The following is a 21,896-nucleotide window of genomic DNA, read 5'->3' as shown; positions in this document are numbered from 1 at the left end:
ATGCTGAAATATTTGGCATGACCATAGAACTTAGGAAATTACCAAACTTTTGTACAGCCACTTTTATATTTGATTGTGCCATATTCGATCTCCTTCTAAAATTAGTACCTTCACATGTTATCTCACATAGTTAACACTATCAACAAAGTGAAAAACCATCTTTGTCGTGTATCGAGAGACAAAAGTATTTTTTCTCAAAAAAGAATTGCTATTCTTTTAGCCTAATAAAAAAACCCTTGCGTTTATCGCAAGGGCCTATTACTTCAAAACTATTTATGCTTTTACCGCTAACTCAACTACACGTTGTGCAGATGCTTTTACTTCTTCTAAACCTGCAGCAATAATTTCTTGTGCTTTATCTGGCATAGCATTATGTCCTTCAATAACAACTTCGTCAATGATTTGCATTCCGAACACTCCACCAAAAACATTACGCATATAGTTCACAGCCATTTCCATCGGTGCTGCTTCAGGCGCTGAATAAACCCCTCCGCGTGCATTTAGAAAAATCGCTTTCTTTTCTGGCATTAAGCTTACTAGGTTTCCAGAAGCATCATATTTAAATGCAAAACCAGCTGCGTATACATAATCAATAAATGTTTGTAGTTTTGCAGGGATCGTTAAATTCCATAATGGAAACGCAAATACAACTACATCTGCACTTGAAAGTAAATCCATTGCTTTTTGTTTCGCAGCTAACAAACGTGATTCAACATCCGTAAGCTCTCCACCATTTTGTACTTTACCAAATGCATTAAAAAGCTCTTGACCAAAATATGGTGTATCCTCTTCAAACACATCATAAGTAGTCACGTTTACGTTTTTCCCTTCTAACTCCGCCATAAACGTTTCGTACATCTTACTAGAAATCGCCTCAGAAGCAGGGCGGTTATTTGCTTTTACTACTAAAACATTCATTTTATTCTCTCCTCTATTTCCTTCTTTGCCGGGCTAGTTACACTAACTACCCTAACTATAATTATTATAATCAGAGTCAAATGATTGTTAAGTACGCACTTAAAAGTGGTATAGTATCAAAATGTATACTATTGCTTTAGCGCTCACCTTTATATAGCCAGTTATTTTTACATAAAGGAGGAAATGAGATTGGAAATAAAGCCTGAATTATGCCGTGTCGATGATGCTTTAGGGATCTTAACGGGAAAATGGAAACCCATTATCTTATTGCACCTTTTAACAAAAGGAACTCAACGATTTAGCGAATTAAAGCGAAATATGCCTGGAATCACCCAGAAGATGCTAACAAATCAATTACGTGATTTAGAAGAGGAAGACATTGTGCAACGTGTCGTTTATCCACAGGTCCCACCAAAGGTGGAGTACTCGATAACGGATTATGGGAAAAGTTTAGAGCCCATATTAAGAGCCATGCATGATTGGGGTACCAAACACAATTTGCATAAAAAACAAAAAATTGTTAGTGAATAATAAAAATTTTAAGAGCTGTCACGATGGACAGCTCTATTTTTCTTATCACTAGGCATGTGATTGTCTATCTCGATAAATGCCTGGTGTCATTCCAACATGTCTTTTAAATAACTCCGAGAAATGGCGATAATTATAATAACCCACTTTTTCACTAACTTCGTTTACTTTCGCTCCGTTCTTTAGCAATTTCTTTGCCTGTTCAATCCTCAATTTTGTGACGTACTTTATGTATGACTCTCCCATTTGTTCCTTAAATAACACACTAAAATAGGTGCTACTCATGTTTGAATGCTCTGCCACTTCTTGAAGGCTAAGTTCTTTCTCGTAATTTAAATGAATAAATCGGAGGGCACGCTCGATGGCGATATGTTTAGGCTTAATCTGATTGTTCTTTACCCATTGAAAAATTTGTTGCATCTGCTGTTGAAACCAATAGCATAGCTCTATCGTTGAGCGGAGGTTGGCAACTTCCTGATGAGGCAAATATCCTTTATTCCAAAGACTTTCTTTAGCTACTTCCATACTTAGGTAAATAAGTCTAAGCATTTTTCCTTTTACTACTTCGGGATCTAATCTCCGCTCTATCATGGAACAATTAAATTCCTCTATTTTTTGAAGAAACGCTTCACGATCAAGCATGTGGAGACTAAGTAGAAGTGATTGTTTTCTTTGTGTAAGTTCCTTTTCTGTTAATACCTTACACTCAAGTTCGAAAATGGGAGCCTTAACCATAACATTTTCAACTCCTTATCCATAGAATATTTACAGAGATTGAATATTTACGGGTTAAATAGATTTCTGGATAGTCAAAATTACGTTGGAGGACATCTACTAGATTGTTTATTGAAGAAGAACAGGAGGAGATATCATTTATTCTTTCAGTACTTCTATTTTACTAAGTTTTTTACTATTACGAAAACGCTATCTTTTTGGTTGATGTCTGCTTTTTTTAGGTCGTACCAAAAAGGGATCACAACCGTCTAGAACGGCTGTGATCCCTTTCTGAGATTTATTTCTTTACTGGTTGAGCTACTTCAAAATTTAAGCTATCAATTCGAAGATCTGGTGAATGGAAAACGACATATACTGTATTTTGACCCTTCGGTAATTTCCCCTTTAGATCAACGGTTACATCTGTGTATCCTAATTCATTTACGGTTACCCCTGCAGTTTCAATGGTATAGGTGTTCTTTCCTGTTTTCGGTACTTCAATTTCAGCAAAAGGTTCGCTATTTACAGAGCCAGAATGCAATGTAATTTTTCCACCTGCCACGTCCGAAGCAACGCTCGCGGTTACTTTCGTCGAACCTGTAAGCACCACTTTTGGTAGAGCTACCCAGGATCCTTCTTGTTTCGAACGGACGGCATGATATTCACCAACAACCTTCTCTGCTTTTAAGCTTTCGGCCGTTCTTGCTTTGGAGACTTCATGATAGACAACTTCATTTGATGCAAATGAGTGGTCGAATACATTAAAAGGTTTATTTGTTGGCAAAGCCGCAAGTGACTTCCCATCAATTGCGATCGTACTTTCTGCTTTAATTTCCTCAGAAGAAGATCCTATCATAAATACATAGTTTCCTTCCTCTACAAGGAAATCCCCAGCATTTACATCCCAAACAGCTAAGTCCTTCGGATCGATCGTAAGTGTAACTGTCTTTGTTTCACCAGCTTGTAAGGATACCTTCTCAAAAGCTACGAGTTGCTTTTGAGGGGCATATTCCCCATAAGCAGATTTATTATTTTTTCCGTATAGCTGAACGACCTCAGAAGTATTTACCGTTCCTTCATTCTTCACTTGAACTGATACTTCAAAAGGAGAACCCTCAGAAGCCTTCTTTGGTGCTTTAAAGTCACTATACGTAAAGTTACTATAAGATAATCCGTAACCAAATGGGTATGTGACAGGAGCCTTTGTATACATGTAGGTTAATTCTTGTTCAATTGGATCTGCATTTGTCATATCCAACGTAAATCTTGGATCAATGTCATCCAATGCAATCGTTGTATTTCCTTCAGGAATTGAGTACTTACTGATTTCTGGAAATGCAGACATATCTGCATACCATGTTGAAGAAAGACGTCCAGTTGGAGCATAGTCTCCATATAGCACTTGAGCTAACGCATAGGAATCATACTGACCTCCATATGGTTGATACACAATTGCTGAAACGTTCGGGTTATTTTGAATTGGCTCCATCCCTACTGGGAAGCTAGATTTTACAACAACAACTGTCTTTTTCCCTTCCGCAGCAAAAGCAGCCGATACTTTCTCTACCAACTCGTAATCTGCATCTCCCATATTCAAGTCAGAGCGATCATTTCCTTCTCCCGCACTATGACGTGGAATCGCACCCACAAACACAACAGCATAGTCATCCGTTTTTGCACGCTTTACTGCTTCGGCTCCTACTTCTTTTACGACTGTTTGTTCAAACTTCACATCATCATTTCGATTGGTTACATTGGCAGCATTTCCAATCGTTGATGCCGCTGTCTTCAATTTTCCATCAGAGCCAGTTGTAATCACTCGTCCGTTGGAATAATACCAATTTGTGAAATCACCTGAGAATCCTGTTCTGTATCCACTTGCTACAAGGGAAACGGTCTGATCTGCATTTTCTTCCACTCTAATGGTTGGTGGAATCGCACTTGTATTCCCTAACATTTGTGCTAAATCCCAGTCATTATTGGTTAAATTTAATGCCGTTGCATTTGTATTTTCAACAGATGCATTAGCAGTTGTTGGTGACGTCACCCATTTTCCGTTTAATACAGAACGTAAGCTATACCCTTTCTGACCCCAATCATACACTTCAAATAGATGAGCAGGATTATTCATATCTAATGGTTCAGTTGTTGTTACAAGCTGAGAACCCTTTGTTACATCTGCAGCATTTTCATCCGCTGTAACCGTCTGACCATTCAGCTTTGATTTTAATGAAACCACTTCCACCGCTGGGTCATAGGAGACATTATTCGAACCATTCGCCTTGATAATGGCCAAAAGTGGGGAGATACCAGAGTTATCAATGTTTGGTGTCGTTCTTGCTGAGTAGGTGGTTTTAAACCTTGAATCTGCATACACTCCAGAAACTGACGCCTTCTTGTTTTTCTCGAGTGGTAGTGCCCCATCATTCTTTAGAAGGACGATACTTTCCTGCGCAGCCTGTAAAGCAACTTCTTGATGTTCAGGATCACTATATGTAGCTAGTTCCTCCCTAACATCTTTCGCCTCTTGAGCAAACGGATAGTTCTTCGGAATTCCATTTTCATCTACTTCATTAAAAATACCCACTCGAACCATTTGATTCACATGTGAACGAGCCGCTTCGATTAAATCCTCTTTTGTCACACCATATTTCCCTTCTTCAACTGCGTCAACTACAGCTGCCACATCGTCTAACGCATTTTGAGGATTTGGTCCAGGACGGCCGGCATTCGCATCAGCTAAAATCATTAAGATGGTTGCAGCCGTTCGATCCGTCGCATATTGAGTATCATAACCATTTCCTTGCCCATTTGCCCCAAAAACGAGTGCGTCCCCATTAAAATCAGGAGAGCTATACACACCGTACTTCGAGTTATTATTAGCATGGATTTGGTAAGGTGAAAGAATGTTTGGAATACCATTCGTTCGTCCAAATGATGTCATTACTCCAGCAACTGAACCTGAACTTAATGCTTTTAATGGACTTTTTGTCTGATATTCGAAAATAGATCTGGCACCAGCACTATTATTTGCCGTTTGGCGGAACCACTGTGCATTATAAACAGAGTAATGCTTTGTTCCAACAGCTGCACGCATCCAAAAGCCATCATCACTTTGTTCCTGATCCGTGCCACTAAGTCCTGCTGCCATATTATCAATCATCGTAGCGGCCATGTGAACATCCTCAGAAAATCCTTCGTCAAATCGACCGCTTAAAGGATTAATTCTCATATCGCTTACAACCGTAAATGCAACTGTCGCAGAAGGATCTGTTCCACCGTGAATATTTGACTCCCCTTGTTTCACTTTTAATGTACTAATTTTTTCACTTCCTACTACTTTACCAATATCCGTAAGAAGTTCTTTGTTCCAGGTTTGCCCCATTCCTACTAGTGCAGGGAAATCCGTTGAAACCCCTTGAACATTATCTGCTGCTGAAAGTGCACCAGGTATCACTTTGCCTGCATTTGGGCCACGTTGTAAGGTGTAATGGTTTCTTGAACCAGTTGCATATACGGCTGGTCCTTCTAGACCTGTGTACTCAAAATAAGCATCAACATACTCATCGAGATGGTCAGGTACACCGTCAAATAACGGCATTCCATCAAATACCCCACCCACTTGATGTTTAAATACGATGTTCTCTTCCGCTTGTTTCTCTGGAGCTTTAAACCCAACCATACTCGCTGTTAACGAAGTAATAAGCAATACGGATAGTGATTTTCTCCCTATTCTAGAAAGACGGGATTTTTTCAATACAGCACTTCCTTTCAGGTTTTTTAAGCGCTTTCAATTTTGGAGGGACCGGTCCCCTATAAAAATATTTTAATCTCTATCTACCATTCAACGATAGTGAGCTATTTTTACGATTGTGTACACATTTTTAAGACAGAAAGAAGTGGATTCATTTTAATTATCATCCTTGATAGGATTTTCCTAATTTTTACTCTGTCAAATGAACAGTATACTTAAAGTATGTCTTAGACCACAGTGATGTTTTTTCAGATTGAGGTGATTGGGTTGGTTTTAAGAATTGTATTTATCATTACATTAGGGTTTCAGACCGTTATTAATATGACGCGACCTGTCATCACGTTATATGCCTCAGAGCTCGGAGCTTCTCCCCTTGAAATAGGTATCCTTACAGCAGCCTTTGCTTTATTTCCGCTCATATTTGCGATTCAAGCTGGTAAACTAGCGGATAAACTCGGAGATCGCATTCCTGTTCTAATTGGTCTATTTTCAATACTTGTGGGGATGGCCATTCCATTGTCTTTCCCTAGCATGTGGGCATTGTTTGTCAGCCAGTTTTTTGTAGGAATCGGAAGTGTATTTATCCCTGTTTCCTTACAGAATGTCCTAGGAAATAGTGCAACAAAAGAGAATCGTGACCACTACTTTAGTATGCTTGGCATGGCAGTAGCAACAGGAGCATTAATTGGGCCTATCATCGGAGGATTTGCTACGGAGCATATTTCTTATTCGTTTTCTTTTCTGCTTTCTATTCTTATTGGGCTCGTGCCAGTAATTTTTACTTTTTTCCTGCCAGTCATCAAAAGGCAAGGTTCTGCAAATCAGTATGGAATACTTTCTTCTATCAAGCTATTACAAAATCCATTATTACAAAAAGCCTTATTTTCAAGTGCGCTAGTATTGTACTCAAGAGATATTTTTGTTGCGTATTTTCCTTTGTATGCAAAAAGCTTCCATATGTCTGATTCCACTATAGGTATCATTATAGCCGTTCAAGGACTAGCGATGATTGTTGTGCGCGTATTTTTACCGAAATTAATAGAAGTAATGGGCAGAGACAGGGTCCTTCTTACTTCTATCATTGTTGCTGGAACCTCATTTCTGCTTATGCCTTTTTCAGAGAATATAATCTTTATGGGCATTTTGAGCTCCCTTATGGGATTGGGCTTGGGTTGTGGTCAACCTCTCTCAATGACGACGACGTATAATGCGTCTCCTAAATCAAGGACCGGCGAAGTTCTCGGACTACGCCTAACCACGAATCGCCTATCACAGCTAATTGCTCCTCTTTTCTTTGGAGTGATTGGTGCCTCAGCTGGTATTATGTCTGTGTTTTTAGTTAGTGGGGTTTTCTTAGTTTCGGGGACCTTTTGGATTCGACCGGAAAAGGTGAACAGTTCGGATAATTATACTTAAGTTGGAGTCGTAGTGACCTTTCACAAATGTATCTACCACCATCTTAACATGTTTATATGCGGGATGAAGTTCGTTTGCTTCGGCTTATCAGTTTAAATGATCTTCATATGCTCGATGAACTTCATTTGCTCCTGCTTTTCTGCTTTAAATGACCTTCATGTGTGGGATGAACTTCGTTTGCTCCGGCTTTTCTGTTTCAAATGGACTTCATATGCTCGATGAACTTCATTTGCTCCAGCTTTTCTGCTTCAAATGATCTTCATCAGCTCGATGAACTTCATTTGTTCCGGCTTTTAAGCCTCTAATGATCTTCATATGCTCGATGGACTTCGTTACTCCGGCTTTTCTCCATAAAATCAATTACTTTCATGTAAAAAAGCAGACAATAGTTGTCTGCTTTCCGTAAATCTATAATTATTCAAAACGAACCCGAACTTTAGCCAATATTCCATCTAATTCATCAAGAACTTCACGTGGGATTGGTAAAAAAGGTTTGTTCGCTACTTCTCTCAAAGACAAATGTCCCACTTTTCCTATCAAATCCTCAGGTAATTGAGATATCTGTGGTACCTTCTCAACTAAAATGCTTTTTGCCTCTTTGTTGTGGAGTAATTCGGACAAGGCAAATTCTGTACTGTAGCTTTCGATATAAGCCTTAGTTGGAGTATAACTAATTTCCCATACTCCGCTTTCCAGCTCTACCTGCACATTCTCATTCATTTGTTGTGCGGATAATCCAGTCTCTACTAATAATTGACCATTAATCTTTACAGTTTGTACTAATGCATCTGGTAAGATTAGTGTGGCTGTTGTATTAAATGGAATCGTAAATGCAAAGTCCAGGTTTCCTTCCTCATCTATTGACCATTTGCTTTCATATAAACCAGAGGCAGAATTCAAACTAGCTTTTACATGATTGATTCTGCTGTTTGGTTGTGGAGCTAATGTAACATGGCGGAATCCTGGCTGAGCTTCCACTGGATTAATCCCAGCCATATGTCTAAACATCCATTCTACAATCGAACCGTATGCATAGTGATTCAAGGAATTCATATCCGTTCCACTTATTGTTCCATCCGGCAATACAGAATTCCAGCGCTCCCAAATGGTTGTTGCTCCCATGGTCACTGCATATAACCAGCTTGGATAATCTTTATTTAGTAACAACGTATAAGCAACGTCATTGCTTTGATTTTCAGATAATACTCTGCACAGGTATGGAGTTCCCACAAAGCCCGTCTTTAAATGATTACCATCATTCTTTAACTTGGCACGTAAATCATTTGCGATTCTTTCGGTAAATTCTTCAGGAACTAACTCCATAAATAATGCTACAATTAGTGCCGTTTGCGTATTTAATGCGAGTCGGCCATTTTTTGTGAAGTACTCGTCCTGGATAGCGGTTCTTACCTCATTTGACAGATTCTCATATTCGTTCGACACATCGACCATTCCAAGTACTTTCGCTGCTTTTGCGACTAAACCTGCGGAATAGCAATAATAAGCAGATGATATAAAGCTAACCTCTGTTCCACCAGTAGGAAAATTAGGGTTTTCTCCATCTAAAGCTAACCAATCTCCGAAATGGAAGCCTGTCGTCCACAGTCTCTTTGAGCCTGATTCATCATCCGCTCGTTTAATATAATCAACCCAACCTTTCATGCTATCAAATTGTTGTTCTAATATGGCCTTATCACCATAATGCAGATACACATTCCAAGGAATAATGGTAGCTGCATCACCCCAAGCACTTGAACCGCCACCATTAATATTTGTAGCTGGCACCACCATTGGGACCATGCCCGCTTTGTCCTCTTGCTCCTTCCAAAGATCATACCCATATTTGCTGAAAAAAGCATATGAATCCATATTAAAGCAGGCCGTTCCTGAAAAGACTTGTGCATCACCCGTCCAACCCATCCGTTCATCTCTTTGTGGGCAATCGGTAGGAACATCTAAAAAGTTACCTTTTTGTCCCCATAATGCATTCAAAAATAGTCGGTTCACTAACGGATTACTCGTTTCAATATGGCCCATTTGGTCCATATCTGAGTACAATACACAACCCGTAAAATCATCAGGATTCAATTCACCCTGCCATCCCGACACTTTTACGTACCTGAAACCATAGAAAGTGAAGTGTGGTCTAACAACCATTTCTTCTCCATTGGATATATACGTAAACTTCGCTTTAGCTGTTCGTAAATTCTCACGATAGAAATTACCTTCCTGAAGAAGCTCTCCATACTCTAAGGTAATTTCCGACCCCTTAGGAGTCCTATTTTTAAATTGGATCCATCCCACCATGTTTTGACCCATATCTAACACGGTCTCACCCGCAGGTGTGGAAATAACCTCAATTGGTTGTATCGTTTCTTTTATCACAACGGGTAAGCTTAATCTTGCTTTTAATCGATCAAATCCTAAATCGATTTCGTGGACGTTATAGGTTGTACGACCATCAAAGGTGGCGTCATACACTTCACCATCATAAATACTGCTTTCTAAAATGTTACTTCTTCTCGCCGTCCAAGTACTGTCTGTAGGAATCAATTGACTTGTTCCATCTTTAAAGTAAACGACTATTTCACAAAGTAGAGCATACTTATCTCCATAGATTTCAGAGGTTCCTCCGTCAAACCCAAATCTTCCTTTATAAAGACCATTTCCTAGCATCACTTCTACATTGTTATGTCCCGTTTTAACTTGCTCCGTAATGTCATAGGTTTGATACTGCAGCCATTTATGATATGCATTAAAATGTGGAGTTAAATATTCATTCCCGACCTTGTCACCGTTGATTTCCATTTCATATAAACCTAACCCACATACATATGCTCGAGCAGATTCAATTTCTTCTTCAATCAAAAAATCTTTTGTTAATACAGGCTCTATACTCTTATCGAGTTCTGGTGTAATCCAACTTGCCTTCCATGGCTCTTCACCCTTGGCTGTCTCAAACCAGGCAGGATCGCTAGTTGCCATATCCCCATTATCTGCCCATACGGTCACACGCCAGAAATAGCGTGTATACGGTCTTAGTTCGATTGGTAGTTCAAAAGCAAGACTGTCTATTTCTTGACTCTTCCCACTATCGAACACGATGTTAGAAAAATGATGATCCAAAGCAACCTGAATTTGTGCAGCTGTTTGCTTTTTTGCTTCTGTTTCACAGGTGATAAAAGACAGTCTTGGTTTTCCTATATCGAATCCCAAAGGGTTTGTTATACGGTTAGTTTTCAAATTTACGATTTTCATTTTTAAAGTCTCCTTTTAACTAGTACTCTTCCTTTTTATAGTCTAGTATCCCACTTTCCACAAAACGCATCTACTGGACTCTTCCCTTTAAATTCTGATCTTCCAGTAATTTTATCGATCACTGCCTTGACGACGAACTCATTTGACGAATATGCATTAATATATGTTTTTACCATTGGCACATCCTGAAGATGGTAAGGATTGGCCACAGATATGAACATTGTTGGAATTTCGTTCACAAACCATGGTGCATTTGCATTTAATGGCTGCATCCAATCAATTCTAACAGTGGTTTGATTACTTGCGGTTTCTAGATTGGCCACATATACAACAAGGTCATATTTTTGTTTCAAATCATGAACGCTCATAAGCAATTCTTTAAAGTTCACCTTGCTATTATCAAAGAGATCTACTTCAAATCCTTCTTTTTGAAGAGCTTCTAAAAATGAATGGGTTACAGAAGCCCCTTCTTTCAAGCCGCCACTATGGTCACCTAAAATATTTAATCTGATCCGTTTATATTCATTAGAGCTAATCGGTAATAATTTCTGTGTGTCCTTTACTAACGTTACCGACTGGTCAGCACATTCGCTTGCCCATTTCTTATGTTCATCACACTGTAAAACAGATAACGCTTCTTGACCAGGTACGAGCGTGCCATCTACTTTTTGATTGTGTAAACCTATAGACAACTTTAAAGCTAATATTCTCGTTACAGCTTCATCTACCCTTTCAACTGTAAGAATACCTGTTTCGATTCCCTTCATCATAAACTCATAATCTTCTTTTATATCACGATTAAAAAGGAACATATCACAGCCTGATGCAATGGCTTTTGGAACAGCTATTTCTCTTTTTTCCGAAACAGTGAAACCGAGCATTGGAGTTGCATCTGTAATGATTAATCCATTAAAGCCTAATTGTTTTCTTAATAAATCATTTAACAGCTCTGGAGCTAAAGTGGCTGGCATAATCTCTTCGTCTTGAATGGTTGGAACAAGTTTTTTTGAATAATGAGGAAGTTTAATATGGCCCACCATAATCGATTTTGCATCCGCCTCGATCAGCTCTTTATATACCATTCCGAAAGTTTGGTCCCACTCTTCTGGTGACAGTGAATTCACTGAAGATAGAAGATGATGATCTCGATCATCTACTCCGTCTCCTGGAAAATGCTTAACAGCGGCTGCTACACCACTTTCACTCAAGCCTTCCATATAAGCTTTTCCCATTCTCGCTACCCTCTCAGGATCAGAACCAAATGTTCTTACATTTGTAATGGGGTTTTGATAGTTCATATCAATGTCAACGATAGGGGCAAAAGCCCAGTTACAACCTACTGCTTTTCCTTCGCGACCGGCAACTACACCCAACTTATAAGCCATATCCTCATTGTCCGTTGCTGCCACTTGTAACTGCTTCCCAAAGTACGTTCCATCCGTTGCAATACCATTTCCACCTGCTTCTAAATTAGCAGAAATTAATAAAGGAATAGAAGAGAAACTCTGTAATAGTCGATGAGTTTCCTGCATCTTAGCTCCCACGTTCGGACGGTACATGATTCCTCCTGGTTTGAACTCTTCAATAAATCTAGTTAACTCTTCTTCGTTATCGGAGCTGCCAATAGGACAGAATAATTGGCCAACTTTTTCATGTAAACTCATGGACTGGAGGGTTTGTTCAATCCAATCGATATCTTTATCTGATAAAAAAAACGGTTTGTTTTTTAAATGAGCGTATTTACTTTCCATTTGTATCATCGTTTGGTCTCCTTTATCTCTCCAATAATTGTTCAATATTGAGCTTAGTTAAATCCTCTACACCAATATGAGCGTTAGGACAGTTAGAAGCTGCTCCAATTCCTACTGCCTTCATTCCTGCAGCAATCGCAGCTTCAATCCCTGCTTCCGCATCCTCCATAACGATACATTCTTCCGGTCGAACGCCAAGCCTTTCAGCTGCTAGTAAGAATACCTCTGGATCTGGCTTACTATTTTTAATGGCATTTCCATCTGCTATCGCATCGAAGCTTGAAGCCATTCCTATTTTTTCTAAAATAAATGGCGTATTTTTACTTGAGGAACCGATCGCTATTTTGATTTCTCTACCTTTTAAATTCAGAATAAGTTCCCTTACACCTGGTAAAATATCTTTAGCAGATAGATGGTTTAAGAGTTCACGGTATCTTTCGTTTTTCCGTTCAGCTAGAAGGAGTTTTTCAGTTTCACTATAACTCTTAGTTGAATTGCTCAGAATTATGTCGAGACTTTCCATTCGACTTACGCCTCGTAATTTTTCGTTTATCTCTCGATTAAAAGGAATATCTTCCTGTTCGCTAATTTCTTTCCATGCTTCGTAATGATATTCATCTGTAGAGACAATAACCCCATCTAAATCAAAAATGACTGCTGACTTTTCCATATATCCCATCCTTATCACAGGGCGTTTCCACCATTGTTTTGTTGAAAGCGTTTCATTATTTTTATGATATAAGAATTTTTAAATTTGTGCTTTCCCCTTTTTGACATTAAAGTAGCCGTTATTTGTCTTAAATCTAACTGGAGGAAATTGGTTTGCAAAAATAGAGGTTATATTGTGGGGGAAAAAAGTATCAAGTAGTTTGTTTTAAGGGGATGAAGTACGTTACTAAAACAAATAACGTCTTTCATCAAAGCTATGATAGACGTTATTCTCTGAGTCCAGGTGCTTATTTAAATTGTTTCATTAACCACCTAGCCGCAAGATCAAACCATACCTTGCAGTCTTCATTCAAATGACTAGGATTATTTGCCGTTGTTTCATCACAAAGAGATAATCCGTGTACTCCGCTTTCAAAGACATGCAGTTCATAAGGAACCTTCTTTTGTGCGAGTGCTGTTGCGAATCTTAGAGCATTTTCAGCATAGACTAACGAATCATCTGCTGTGTGCCAAATGAAGGTGGGTGGTGTTTGAGGAGAAATGAAATTCACGGGACTAACTTCGATAAGCTGCTCTTCTGTAGGAGTGGCCGTTCCAAAAACAGCTTTACTAGAAATATCCCAAAACCCTTTAGCGAATGGGTCTGCTTCTTTGTCTACCTTTTCCTTCATAAGCTGATAGTCTACTAGGGGATATCCGAGAATAACAGCGTTAGGCCTAAAGACGTCACTCTCAACACTAAATTTTTCTGTTAATAGTGAACTATTCCATTGAACTCCCAAACTAGCAGCTAAATGCGCTCCTGCAGAGAATCCACAGACAGCAATTTTTTCAGTGTCTACTAACCATTTAGAAGCATGTTCTTTAATCATTAAAATGGCTTGTGCTAAATCCAATAATGGTTGGGGGTAAGCAGATTGTTCATTCGGAGTTGGAAGATTATTAAAATCCTTTACCCACTCTTTAAAATAGGTAGTATAGCGTAAAACAAATGTATGATAGCCTTGAGATGCAAAACGTAATGCAACGGGTTCTGCCTCACGGTCGGATGTCCCTAAATATCCGCCACCAGGACAAATAAGAATAGCTGGACGTGTTTTGTCCGTTTGAAATTCTAATGAATTCTCGTGAATATAAGTTTGTAAGTATACATGATCACAATTTTCCCATAGGCTGATTTTTTCCATTAACATAACGATACTTCCTCCTTATTTGTTTAACAGAATAATGGGTCCGATCTAAAAACCGAACCCATTATCATTTCTATTTGGTTTACCTATTATCCTATCTTTTCATGAGGAATTTCTTCTGAATCTTCTTTTCCTTTAATAGGCTCGCCCATTTCTGGAATTGGAATAACAGCTAATGCAGATAGTACAGAGAACCCAGCAAGTATTAAGAAGAATAAAGTATAACCGTCACCACCAAACAATAAGACACCTAATGCAATTACTGCTGGTGCTGCAAAGTTAACTAAAGCTGAAGAGAGCTGTACGGTAACATTCATAATTGACAAGTCTTTTCCAGCGTCGAGTTTTGATGGCAGGATACGATTAACTAGTGCATTATCAACTGCCGTGTACATTCCAAAACCAAAGTTAAAAATAAAGTTCCCAACAATGACCCATTTAATATCTTTCGAGAATGCGAACGCTACTAGACATAGACCAGTTATTAGTGCTGCTCCCATAACAAATGGTTTCTGCTTCTTCACCTTATCAGAAAGGAAGCCTCCAAGAATTCCCGCAACCACCATTAACATGATTGAAGGTGCCGTATAAGCCATTAATTTAAAGATATCTGCTTCCCCAAGATGGAATCTAGCAATATAGAACAGAGTTAATAGTGATAATCCAGCATTTGAAACGTTAATAAATAGTTTTGTTAGTAATGCCCAAGTGAATGTTGGGTGCTTTTTATAACTAGGATAGAAGTTTTGTAGTCGCTTCCAAATTGGTGTATTCTTTGAAGCTTGCGCTGTACCAGCAAAGTAGTTATCTTTTACAAGTAGAGCTGCTGCAATTCCACCAATCAACTGAATAATGGCAATTGCTACTAATTTCTGTTGAACCGTTGAATCCGCAAACACACCCATAATCATTTGACCTGACATAACAAACGCTGGTGCAGCTGCACCAATCAGTCCGGATACACGACCAAATTTTTCAGGTTCCACTTGTTCAGGTACGATCGCAAAGCAAGAAAGAGAAACCATTCCATAAAAGAATTGAACTAAGCAAAAACCTACCACTAGAACGGGAATAGATGGGGCATATGTTAGTAACAGCATGGATAGCGCTCCACCGATACTTCCCGCAATCATCCAAAATCTTCTTCTACCAAACTTCAAGCGAGTCTTATCTGCGATGACTCCGCCTAAAGGACCTAAAAATACAATCGCAAGACCACCGATCCCAGCAACCATCCCGTAAACAGCGGTTACATTTTCCTCTCCAACAAGTCGAATAATATTAAACTGAATAAGACCAAAACCAAGTAATACGAGAGGAGCTACTGCCGTACCTACTCCCAAAATAGCCGCAAAAACTAATCGAAACAGCGGTGTTTTATTCCAAGTTACACTTTCCATTTGTTTAACCTCCCTTTAATAACTACCTAAGCGCTTTTAAAAAAACTATAAAACTACTACATAACATAAGTGCTGAATGAACTCATTTTCCTTTTTACGCTGGAAACGCTTCCTTATGTACTTCATTATAGGCGTATGAAAACCTTTACACTATCCGATATTTGCTCAAAGAGAGACCGTAAATTGTCATTTCTCTTTTGAATTGACTTTTTACATTAACTAACTACAACAAAAAAAGGCAGGTATTTTAGCCTGCCTAAAGGGTTCTTTGAGGAAAAATTTCTATTAATTGCACTTCGTGAGGCTGAAGAGTTTCTTCTATAATCAACTCTCCATCAACTCTTACTTCTCTTATATGCTTTTTAGGAAGGGAAGAATGCTTTAAATATTCAACGGCTTCCTCATCGATCCGGATAGGTGCCCCCATTTCAACCCACTGATCAAAGCTACTACCATTGCCTCGGTTTATTTTGTGATGCTTCACTTTATAAATACCCTTCTCCAAACCGCCTACATTTAGTGTCATGCGAATATCATCTTTATCGAGAAATACCTTATAGCGATCGGTCAAATCGATGTTTGCATGCTGATTCATACAATACAATCTGTCATAATGGCAATAATGATAAAGAATGATTTGATATCCCCTAGAACTTTTGGTCACAAAATACCCTTCTCCTGATGCTAGTAACTCATCTCCTAGCTTTCCTAGAAATTCATATGCATAAAAAGCAGGCTTTGGAATGCCATTATTCGTTGTTAAACCGAGACCCCCATGGTAGGTTTCAAGGGCGATCCTTTGTTCCTCAATGAAGTCTGTCAAAGTCCAGTAGCCAAAGCTTTGAATCTCATCGATATTTTCAAGTAGGTTTTTAACGATAAAAGCGGCTTTAAAGCTCGTATCATTTGTTAAATCTCGATGAAAGGCGGTTGAATTCCATTCTGTTAGGTGAACCTCTACTTGTGACATTTTTTTCTCCGCTAGAATGTCCTTCAGTCGTTTAATCTTATTTTTTAAAAAGTCTTCGTCTCGTGAAATGTAACCAAACTCGAAGGACTCGCTGTCTACCATTTTTCTTTTCTTATTAATATCTTTTTCTTCATGTGAGTAACAATGGAACGTAATAAAATCAGGAATGCAATTCTCGTTACTACAAAAATCTAAAAACCCCTGTAACCAATCACTATTCACCGTATTAATACTTGGGCCGCCCACTTTATAGGTAGGATTGTGCTTTTTTATCGTGTCATAGGTACTTTTATAGAAATCACAATAATCTTCAAAGGTACCTCTCCAAAACACATAGAAATCTGGTTCATTCCATACTTCAAAATACCAGTTCTTTACTTCTTCCGTTCCATATCTATTTTCATAATGTAAAATAAAGTTCTTCACTAGGGAATTCCATTTATCGATATCCTTCGGCTGGCTAATAATACTTTTTTTATAAAAAACCGTTTCCTCTTGATTTTCAGCTAAATCGCCTGGCATAAAACCAAGTTCAACAAATGGTTTTACGTCTATGCTTTTTAAAAAATCAAATAGCTGATCTGTATAGAAAAAGTTATACTCGGCGACACCCCTATCGTTTTCCGCGTATACCATCATTTCATCGTCAAACAATCCATGAAAGCGAAGATACTGAAAGTCGGTTGCTTTTTTCACTGCCTTTATCTGCTTTTGAACACCTGTATAAAGACCTTCTTTCGCCTTTCCGATTGTCATTAAATTTTTCCAAGTATGATTCAGCTTAGAGGTTTTCCTAGACATATTAATTGAAGATTTCTTCTTAACCACCGCTTTATGATTCACTTCAATTAATTTATCGTCTTGAGGTAAAAACGAAAAGAGCTTTGAAAAGGCTTGATCCTTATCTATTTCAACATAGTTAGCAAGCGTCACTTTGCTACTATCCGTTTTTCTCGGTTCCATTTCAACCGCACGTCGATATTCACTTGGTGTCTGATGATAAAATTCCTTAAAAGCTCGGTTAAAGGCCTTTACACTAGCAAATCCATTATCAAGTGCAATTTGTGTTAAAGGAATATCGGTAAAAACAATATCTTTTACCGCATGGTCTAGTCGAATACTATCTACATACTTTGAAAAGGGCATTCCGAGATGCTTCTGAATAAACTTAGAAAGATAGTGAATTGACAGAAACTCAATCTGAGCTAGTTCGTTAAGTGTTATTTCTTGCTTAAAATTATCCTTTACATAAGAAGTGATTCGTAAGAGTCTATCAATATGCTTTTGGCTGGAGATTTTGCTTTCCTTAACATTTTCATCTTTGAAATTTTTCATTAACAAGTAAATTAATTGGAAATAAAGAGATTGAATTTGTAGCTCATATCCTTCTCCCTCTTTATTAATGACCCACATCATTTGTGCAAGCAGAGCTCGAATCTGATTAAACTCCCCTTGATGGCTTTCATCGAATAAAAAAGACTTACAAGAGAAAGAATATGTGTCGGCGTCTTTTATATTATTCTTCAAATCAGGGATCGGGATTTGAAGAGCTAGTAATAAATTATCTTCTTGATGTTGTATGGAGTGGATATCATTTGCATTGATCAGAAAAATATCCTTTTCATTTAAATCGTATCTTTTATCGTTAACCGAAACTGCAACTTTCCCTTTTAACACGAAGATCATTTCTATGCTGTCATGCCAATGGTTCGTAACATAATCAACGCTGTGCAGAAAAATATGTATCGGCAGGTCCTTATTCATTTCGATAATTTCATATGTAAAGTTCATCGTATTCACCCGACTTTTAACCTATTTTTTCAAGTATACCTTTCTGTCGATTAAAAGTGAATGTTGTCGTATGGCAATTTTCAGTAGATTTTGTATTGAAAAATTACTAGTAATACTAAAATAATCCTTTTTAAAACTTCTGAAAATTCACACTCTAGTTGGTAAGATTATTTTTGAAAGCGTTACCAAATAATATATTTACGCAATTTTGGGGGGATATGATGTTAAAGAAGATGAGGAAAAAAAGAAGACAATTAACTTCCATTGCATTAGCAACAGGTATTGCTTTATCCGGATTAAGTTTTCAAACAGGTGTATTTGCAGCAGAACAAGAAGCGCCAAAGACTGAACAAACAATCAAAAACATAGTGCCTCAATTAGTAGACAAGGCTTCCATTGAAGCTGTCATCGCCGCTATGACGGTGGAGGAAAAGGCAAAACTCGTAGTAGGTGTGGGCATGCCTGGAATGACGATTCCTAAACTTCCCGTACAAGGTGCGGTTGGAGGAACACCAGCCATTGAAAGATTAGGAATTCCTGCCATGTATTATGCCGATGGACCAGCTGGTTTAAGAATTAGTCCAACACGCCCTGGAGAGTCAAAAACGTATTATACCACTGCCTTTCCCATCGCTACCTCGTTGGCATCCACTTGGGATACGAGTGTAGTAAATAAGGTTGGGCAAGCACAAGGGAATGAAGTGAAGGAATACGGTGTGGATGTATTGCTAGCACCAGCTCTAAACCTTCACCGTAACATATTAACCGGAAGAAACTTTGAATATTTCTCTGAGGATCCTTTGATCGCAGGTAAGATGACGGCTGCCTTAGTAAATGGTGTCCAATCTAATGGAGTAGGTGCAACCATCAAACACTATGCAGCAAATAATCAGGAAACCAATCGTTTTACCATTGATACCATCGTTTCTGAAAGAGCTCTTAGAGAGTTGTATTTAAAAGGCTTTGAGATTGCTGTTAAGGAATCTCATCCGAAAGCTGTCATGAGTTCCTATAACTTGCTAAATGGGACACCTGCATCGCAAAATGAAGAATTGCTGACAACTGTCTTAAGAGGAGATTGGGGCTACGATGGCTATGTGATGACCGACTGGTTTGCTGGAACAGATCCTGTTGCCCAAATGAGAGCAGGAAATGATCAGATTATGCCTGGTTTCCCTCAAAGCTCAGAAAGAATAGCAAATGCGGTTAAAAACGGAAGCTTAGACGAGGCGATATTAGATAGAAATGTTAAGAACATCTTAAACTTCGTCGTCGAATCTCCTAGCTTTAAAAATTATAGCCATTCTGACAATCCAGACCTCCAAGCTCATGCCGAAGTGGCTCGTCAAGCTGCGGCGGATGGAATGGTTCTATTAAAAAATAATCAAAATGCACTCCCACTTCAAAAAGAAAACAAAGTGGCGTTATTTGGTACCGCACAGATAGAAACGGTAAAGGGTGGAACAGGTAGTGGAGATGTAAACGCAGCCTATACCGTGTCTATTGTAGATGGATTAAAGCATGCAGGATATTCACTCCATGAAGACCTTGTGAATCAATATAGCAATTATATTGGCGAGTTAAGACAAATGGAAGAATACAAAATTAAGCCGAGTCCATGGGGAGAGGATTTCGGAAAAGAAATACCAGTCATTCCTGAGATGGTGTTAGATACAAACCAGGTTGAAAAAGTACAAGATGAATCCGATATTGGAGTCATTGTTATTGGAAGAAACTCTGGTGAAGGTGTGGACCGTAAAAATATAAAGGGTGATTACCTCCTAACAGATACGGAAAAAGCGATGATTCAAAACGTCTCAAAGGCATATCATGATGCTGGAAAGAAAGTAGCAGTTGTCCTGAATATTGGTGGCCCTGTTGAAATAGCAAGTTGGAGAGATCAAGTAGATTCCATCCTTCTAGCATGGCAACCAGGACAGGAAGCAGGAGATGCGGTAGCCGATGTATTAACGGGAGCGGTGAATCCTTCTGGAAAGCTCGCAACCACCTTCCCTGTGAAATATGAAGATGTGCCTTCTGCTGAAAACTTCCCTGGGACACCAGCAGAGAACCCTACTCAGGTTGTCTATGAAGAGGACATTTATGTTGGTTATCGCTATTACTCAACCTTTGATGTGAAACCTGCCTATGAATTTGGGTATGGATTGTCTTATACAAACTTTGATTACAGTAATATTCGAGTGAATCAGGGAGGTAAATTCAAAGATCAAATTACCGTATTTGCTAACATAAAGAATACAGGGAAAGTATCAGGAAAAGAAGCGGTTCAAGTCTATGTATCGGCTCCAGACGGAAAGCTTGAAAAACCTGAAATTGAATTAAAGGCATTTGGAAAAACAAAAGAGTTAAAGCCAAATCAAAGCGAGCTGTTAAAGTTTGAATTGAATGCGAAAGATCTAGCATCCTTTGATGAAGAGAAAAATCAATGGATAGTAGAAAAAGGAGTTTATACAGTGAAGGTCGGTGCTTCTTCAGAGAATATTAAAGGATCCACAACATTCACGGTTGCTAAAGATATTATTGTAGAAGAAGTGAGTAATTCATTAGTGCCAGAAGTAGAAATCGATAGACTAAGTAAAAAGTAAGGAACTAACGCCAATATCGAAACAGGATATTGGCGTTTTTTATGCTATAGTGATCCAAATTGGGTTGTTGACTTAGCACCTGCTAGGTTTGCAAAGCTTGTATACTCCTCTAATAAAGCTTGGTTTTCAGGTACTCCATTGTCATGAAATCGAGATAAAAGAGCAGCCATAAAAGCATCACCTGCACCCGTCGTATCAACCGCTTTAACTTGGATACCTGGAATGTTCACCAGAATTCCTTTATGGCTCGCAAAAGCTCCGTCCTTTCCTCTTGTAATAAAAAGAAAAGGAATATTCATGTTTGATATGCTTTCAAGTCCTTGCTCAAATGTATCCGATTTTGTTAAAAACAGTAATTCATCCTCTGCCATTTTTACAATATCGGCCTTTTTTACATATGAGAGAATAACTTCTCTACATTGCTCTTCACTTTCCCATCGCTTCAAACGAATATTGGTGTCAAATGCTACAAGCAAATTCCCTTCTCTAGCAAATGTAAGAGCTTGATTGGTTGTTTTCCTTGCTACTGGATGAAAAAGGGTGCCTGATCCAAAGTAGAATAGTTTACTTTGAGCGAACAGCTCTTTGTCGAGTTCTTCTGCTGTAATCCAGTCATCTGGCGTTTCATTTATGTATGAATGGAAATATCGATCACCTTGATCATTTACATGAACATATACAGAGCAAATCTTTTTAGTGGCCTGGTAAGTACAATAGGATAGATTTACTTGTGCTTTTTTCATTTCCTCTTGCACAAACACACTCGTCTCATCCATTCCAAGCTTACACAAATAATAGGAAGGAACCCCTAACCTTTGAACTCCTACCGCCACATTGACAGTGGCTCCTCCTAATAGTCGCTGATAATTTGTATTCGTCTGATCTTGGGAGATAAAATCCACAAAAGCCTCACCTAGTGATATGACCCCTT

The 21,896-nt window shown here is 38.6% G+C and carries 13 protein-coding genes; 3 read left to right on the top strand and 10 right to left on the bottom strand.

The window, feature by feature from the left end; translation table 11 throughout:
* Positions 1–273: 273 nt before the first annotated feature.
* On the bottom strand, positions 274–918 hold the full coding sequence (locus tag ACGLXV_RS01180) for an FMN-dependent NADH-azoreductase (RefSeq protein WP_391557158.1): 645 nt from the start codon (positions 916–918) through the stop codon (positions 274–276).
* Between the two features lie 189 nt (positions 919–1,107).
* On the opposite strand from ACGLXV_RS01180, the gene ACGLXV_RS01175 reads away from it, so the two are divergent.
* On the top strand, positions 1,108–1,449 hold the full coding sequence (locus ACGLXV_RS01175; RefSeq protein WP_391557157.1) for a winged helix-turn-helix transcriptional regulator: 342 nt from the start codon (positions 1,108–1,110) through the stop codon (positions 1,447–1,449).
* A 48-nt stretch (positions 1,450–1,497) separates the two neighbouring features.
* Here ACGLXV_RS01175 and ACGLXV_RS01170 read toward each other — a convergent pair whose 3' ends face one another.
* Together ACGLXV_RS01170 and ACGLXV_RS01165 are read right to left on the bottom strand one after the other, a co-directional pair.
* Complete coding sequence (locus ACGLXV_RS01170) at positions 1,498–2,181, bottom strand: helix-turn-helix domain-containing protein (protein WP_391557156.1); 684 nt, start codon at positions 2,179–2,181, stop codon at positions 1,498–1,500.
* Between the two features lie 277 nt (positions 2,182–2,458).
* Positions 2,459–5,917: a glycoside hydrolase family 3 protein gene (locus ACGLXV_RS01165; protein WP_391557155.1), complete on the bottom strand. Its 3,459-nt coding sequence runs from the start codon at positions 5,915–5,917 to the stop codon at positions 2,459–2,461.
* Positions 5,918–6,181: 264 nt separating this feature from the next.
* Here ACGLXV_RS01165 and ACGLXV_RS01160 point away from each other — a divergent pair, with 264 nt between their 5' ends.
* Complete coding sequence (locus ACGLXV_RS01160; protein ID WP_391557154.1) at positions 6,182–7,330, top strand: MFS transporter; 1,149 nt, start codon at positions 6,182–6,184, stop codon at positions 7,328–7,330.
* 414 nt (positions 7,331–7,744) lie between these two features.
* Here ACGLXV_RS01160 and ACGLXV_RS01155 read toward each other — a convergent pair whose 3' ends face one another.
* The 6 genes from ACGLXV_RS01155 to ACGLXV_RS01130 all read right to left on the bottom strand — a co-directional run bounded on the left by ACGLXV_RS01155 (position 7,745) and on the right by ACGLXV_RS01130 (position 18,359).
* The gene (locus tag ACGLXV_RS01155; protein WP_391557153.1) at positions 7,745–10,588 is read right to left on the bottom strand and encodes an alpha-L-rhamnosidase; all 2,844 of its coding nucleotides are present in this window, start codon (positions 10,586–10,588) and stop codon (positions 7,745–7,747) included.
* A 35-nt stretch (positions 10,589–10,623) separates the two neighbouring features.
* Positions 10,624–12,348: a glycoside hydrolase family 3 protein gene (locus ACGLXV_RS01150; RefSeq protein WP_391557152.1), complete on the bottom strand. Its 1,725-nt coding sequence runs from the start codon at positions 12,346–12,348 to the stop codon at positions 10,624–10,626.
* A 13-nt stretch (positions 12,349–12,361) separates the two neighbouring features.
* The gene (gene pgmB, locus ACGLXV_RS01145) at positions 12,362–13,009 is read right to left on the bottom strand and encodes a beta-phosphoglucomutase (RefSeq protein ID WP_391557151.1); all 648 of its coding nucleotides are present in this window, start codon (positions 13,007–13,009) and stop codon (positions 12,362–12,364) included.
* Positions 13,010–13,295: 286 nt separating this feature from the next.
* Positions 13,296–14,201, bottom strand: a complete 906-nt coding sequence (locus ACGLXV_RS01140) for an alpha/beta hydrolase (RefSeq protein WP_391557150.1) — start codon at positions 14,199–14,201, stop codon at positions 13,296–13,298.
* An 86-nt stretch (positions 14,202–14,287) separates the two neighbouring features.
* The gene (locus ACGLXV_RS01135) at positions 14,288–15,598 is read right to left on the bottom strand and encodes an MFS transporter (protein ID WP_391557149.1); all 1,311 of its coding nucleotides are present in this window, start codon (positions 15,596–15,598) and stop codon (positions 14,288–14,290) included.
* Positions 15,599–15,854: 256 nt separating this feature from the next.
* Positions 15,855–18,359 (bottom strand): GH39 family glycosyl hydrolase, encoded by a 2,505-nt coding sequence (locus tag ACGLXV_RS01130; protein ID WP_391557148.1) that lies wholly within the window; start codon positions 18,357–18,359, stop codon positions 15,855–15,857.
* A gap of 218 nt (positions 18,360–18,577) precedes the next feature.
* Between ACGLXV_RS01130 and ACGLXV_RS01125 the strand changes: the two genes are divergently transcribed.
* A complete protein-coding gene (locus ACGLXV_RS01125) occupies positions 18,578–20,965 on the top strand; it encodes a beta-glucosidase (RefSeq protein WP_391557147.1) in 2,388 nt (795 codons plus the stop codon).
* A 44-nt stretch (positions 20,966–21,009) separates the two neighbouring features.
* Here ACGLXV_RS01125 and ACGLXV_RS01120 read toward each other — a convergent pair.
* On the bottom strand, positions 21,010–21,896 hold an 887-nt coding region (locus tag ACGLXV_RS01120), incomplete at its 5' end, for a carbohydrate kinase family protein (protein WP_391557146.1).

It is taken from the genome of Robertmurraya sp., from assembly GCF_036676585.1.
Taxonomy (GTDB): domain Bacteria; phylum Bacillota; class Bacilli; order Bacillales; family Cytobacillaceae; genus Robertmurraya_A.
Note: the sequence above shows the minus strand (reverse complement) of the source record. Positions and strands in the feature narration are given on the sequence as shown.

Bases quoted from the DNA above. Each gene is read 5' to 3' on its own strand.
- ACGLXV_RS01180 (WP_391557158.1), bottom strand. From the start codon at position 918: ATGAATGTTTTAGTAGTAAAAGCAAATAACCGCCCTGCTTCTGAGGCG.
- ACGLXV_RS01170 (WP_391557156.1), bottom strand. From the start codon at position 2,181: ATGGTTAAGGCTCCCATTTTCGAACTTGAGTGTAAGGTATTAACAGAA.
- ACGLXV_RS01155 (WP_391557153.1), bottom strand. From the start codon at position 10,588: ATGAAAATCGTAAATTTGAAAACTAACCGTATAACAAACCCTTTGGGA.
- ACGLXV_RS01150 (WP_391557152.1), bottom strand. From the start codon at position 12,348: ATGATACAAATGGAAAGTAAATACGCTCATTTAAAAAACAAACCGTTT.
- pgmB (WP_391557151.1), bottom strand. From the start codon at position 13,009: ATGGAAAAGTCAGCAGTCATTTTTGATTTAGATGGGGTTATTGTCTCT.
- ACGLXV_RS01140 (WP_391557150.1), bottom strand. From the start codon at position 14,201: ATGTTAATGGAAAAAATCAGCCTATGGGAAAATTGTGATCATGTATAC.
- ACGLXV_RS01135 (WP_391557149.1), bottom strand. From the start codon at position 15,598: ATGGAAAGTGTAACTTGGAATAAAACACCGCTGTTTCGATTAGTTTTT.
- ACGLXV_RS01130 (WP_391557148.1), bottom strand. From the start codon at position 18,359: ATGAACTTTACATATGAAATTATCGAAATGAATAAGGACCTGCCGATA.
- ACGLXV_RS01125 (WP_391557147.1), top strand. From the start codon at position 18,578: ATGATGTTAAAGAAGATGAGGAAAAAAAGAAGACAATTAACTTCCATT.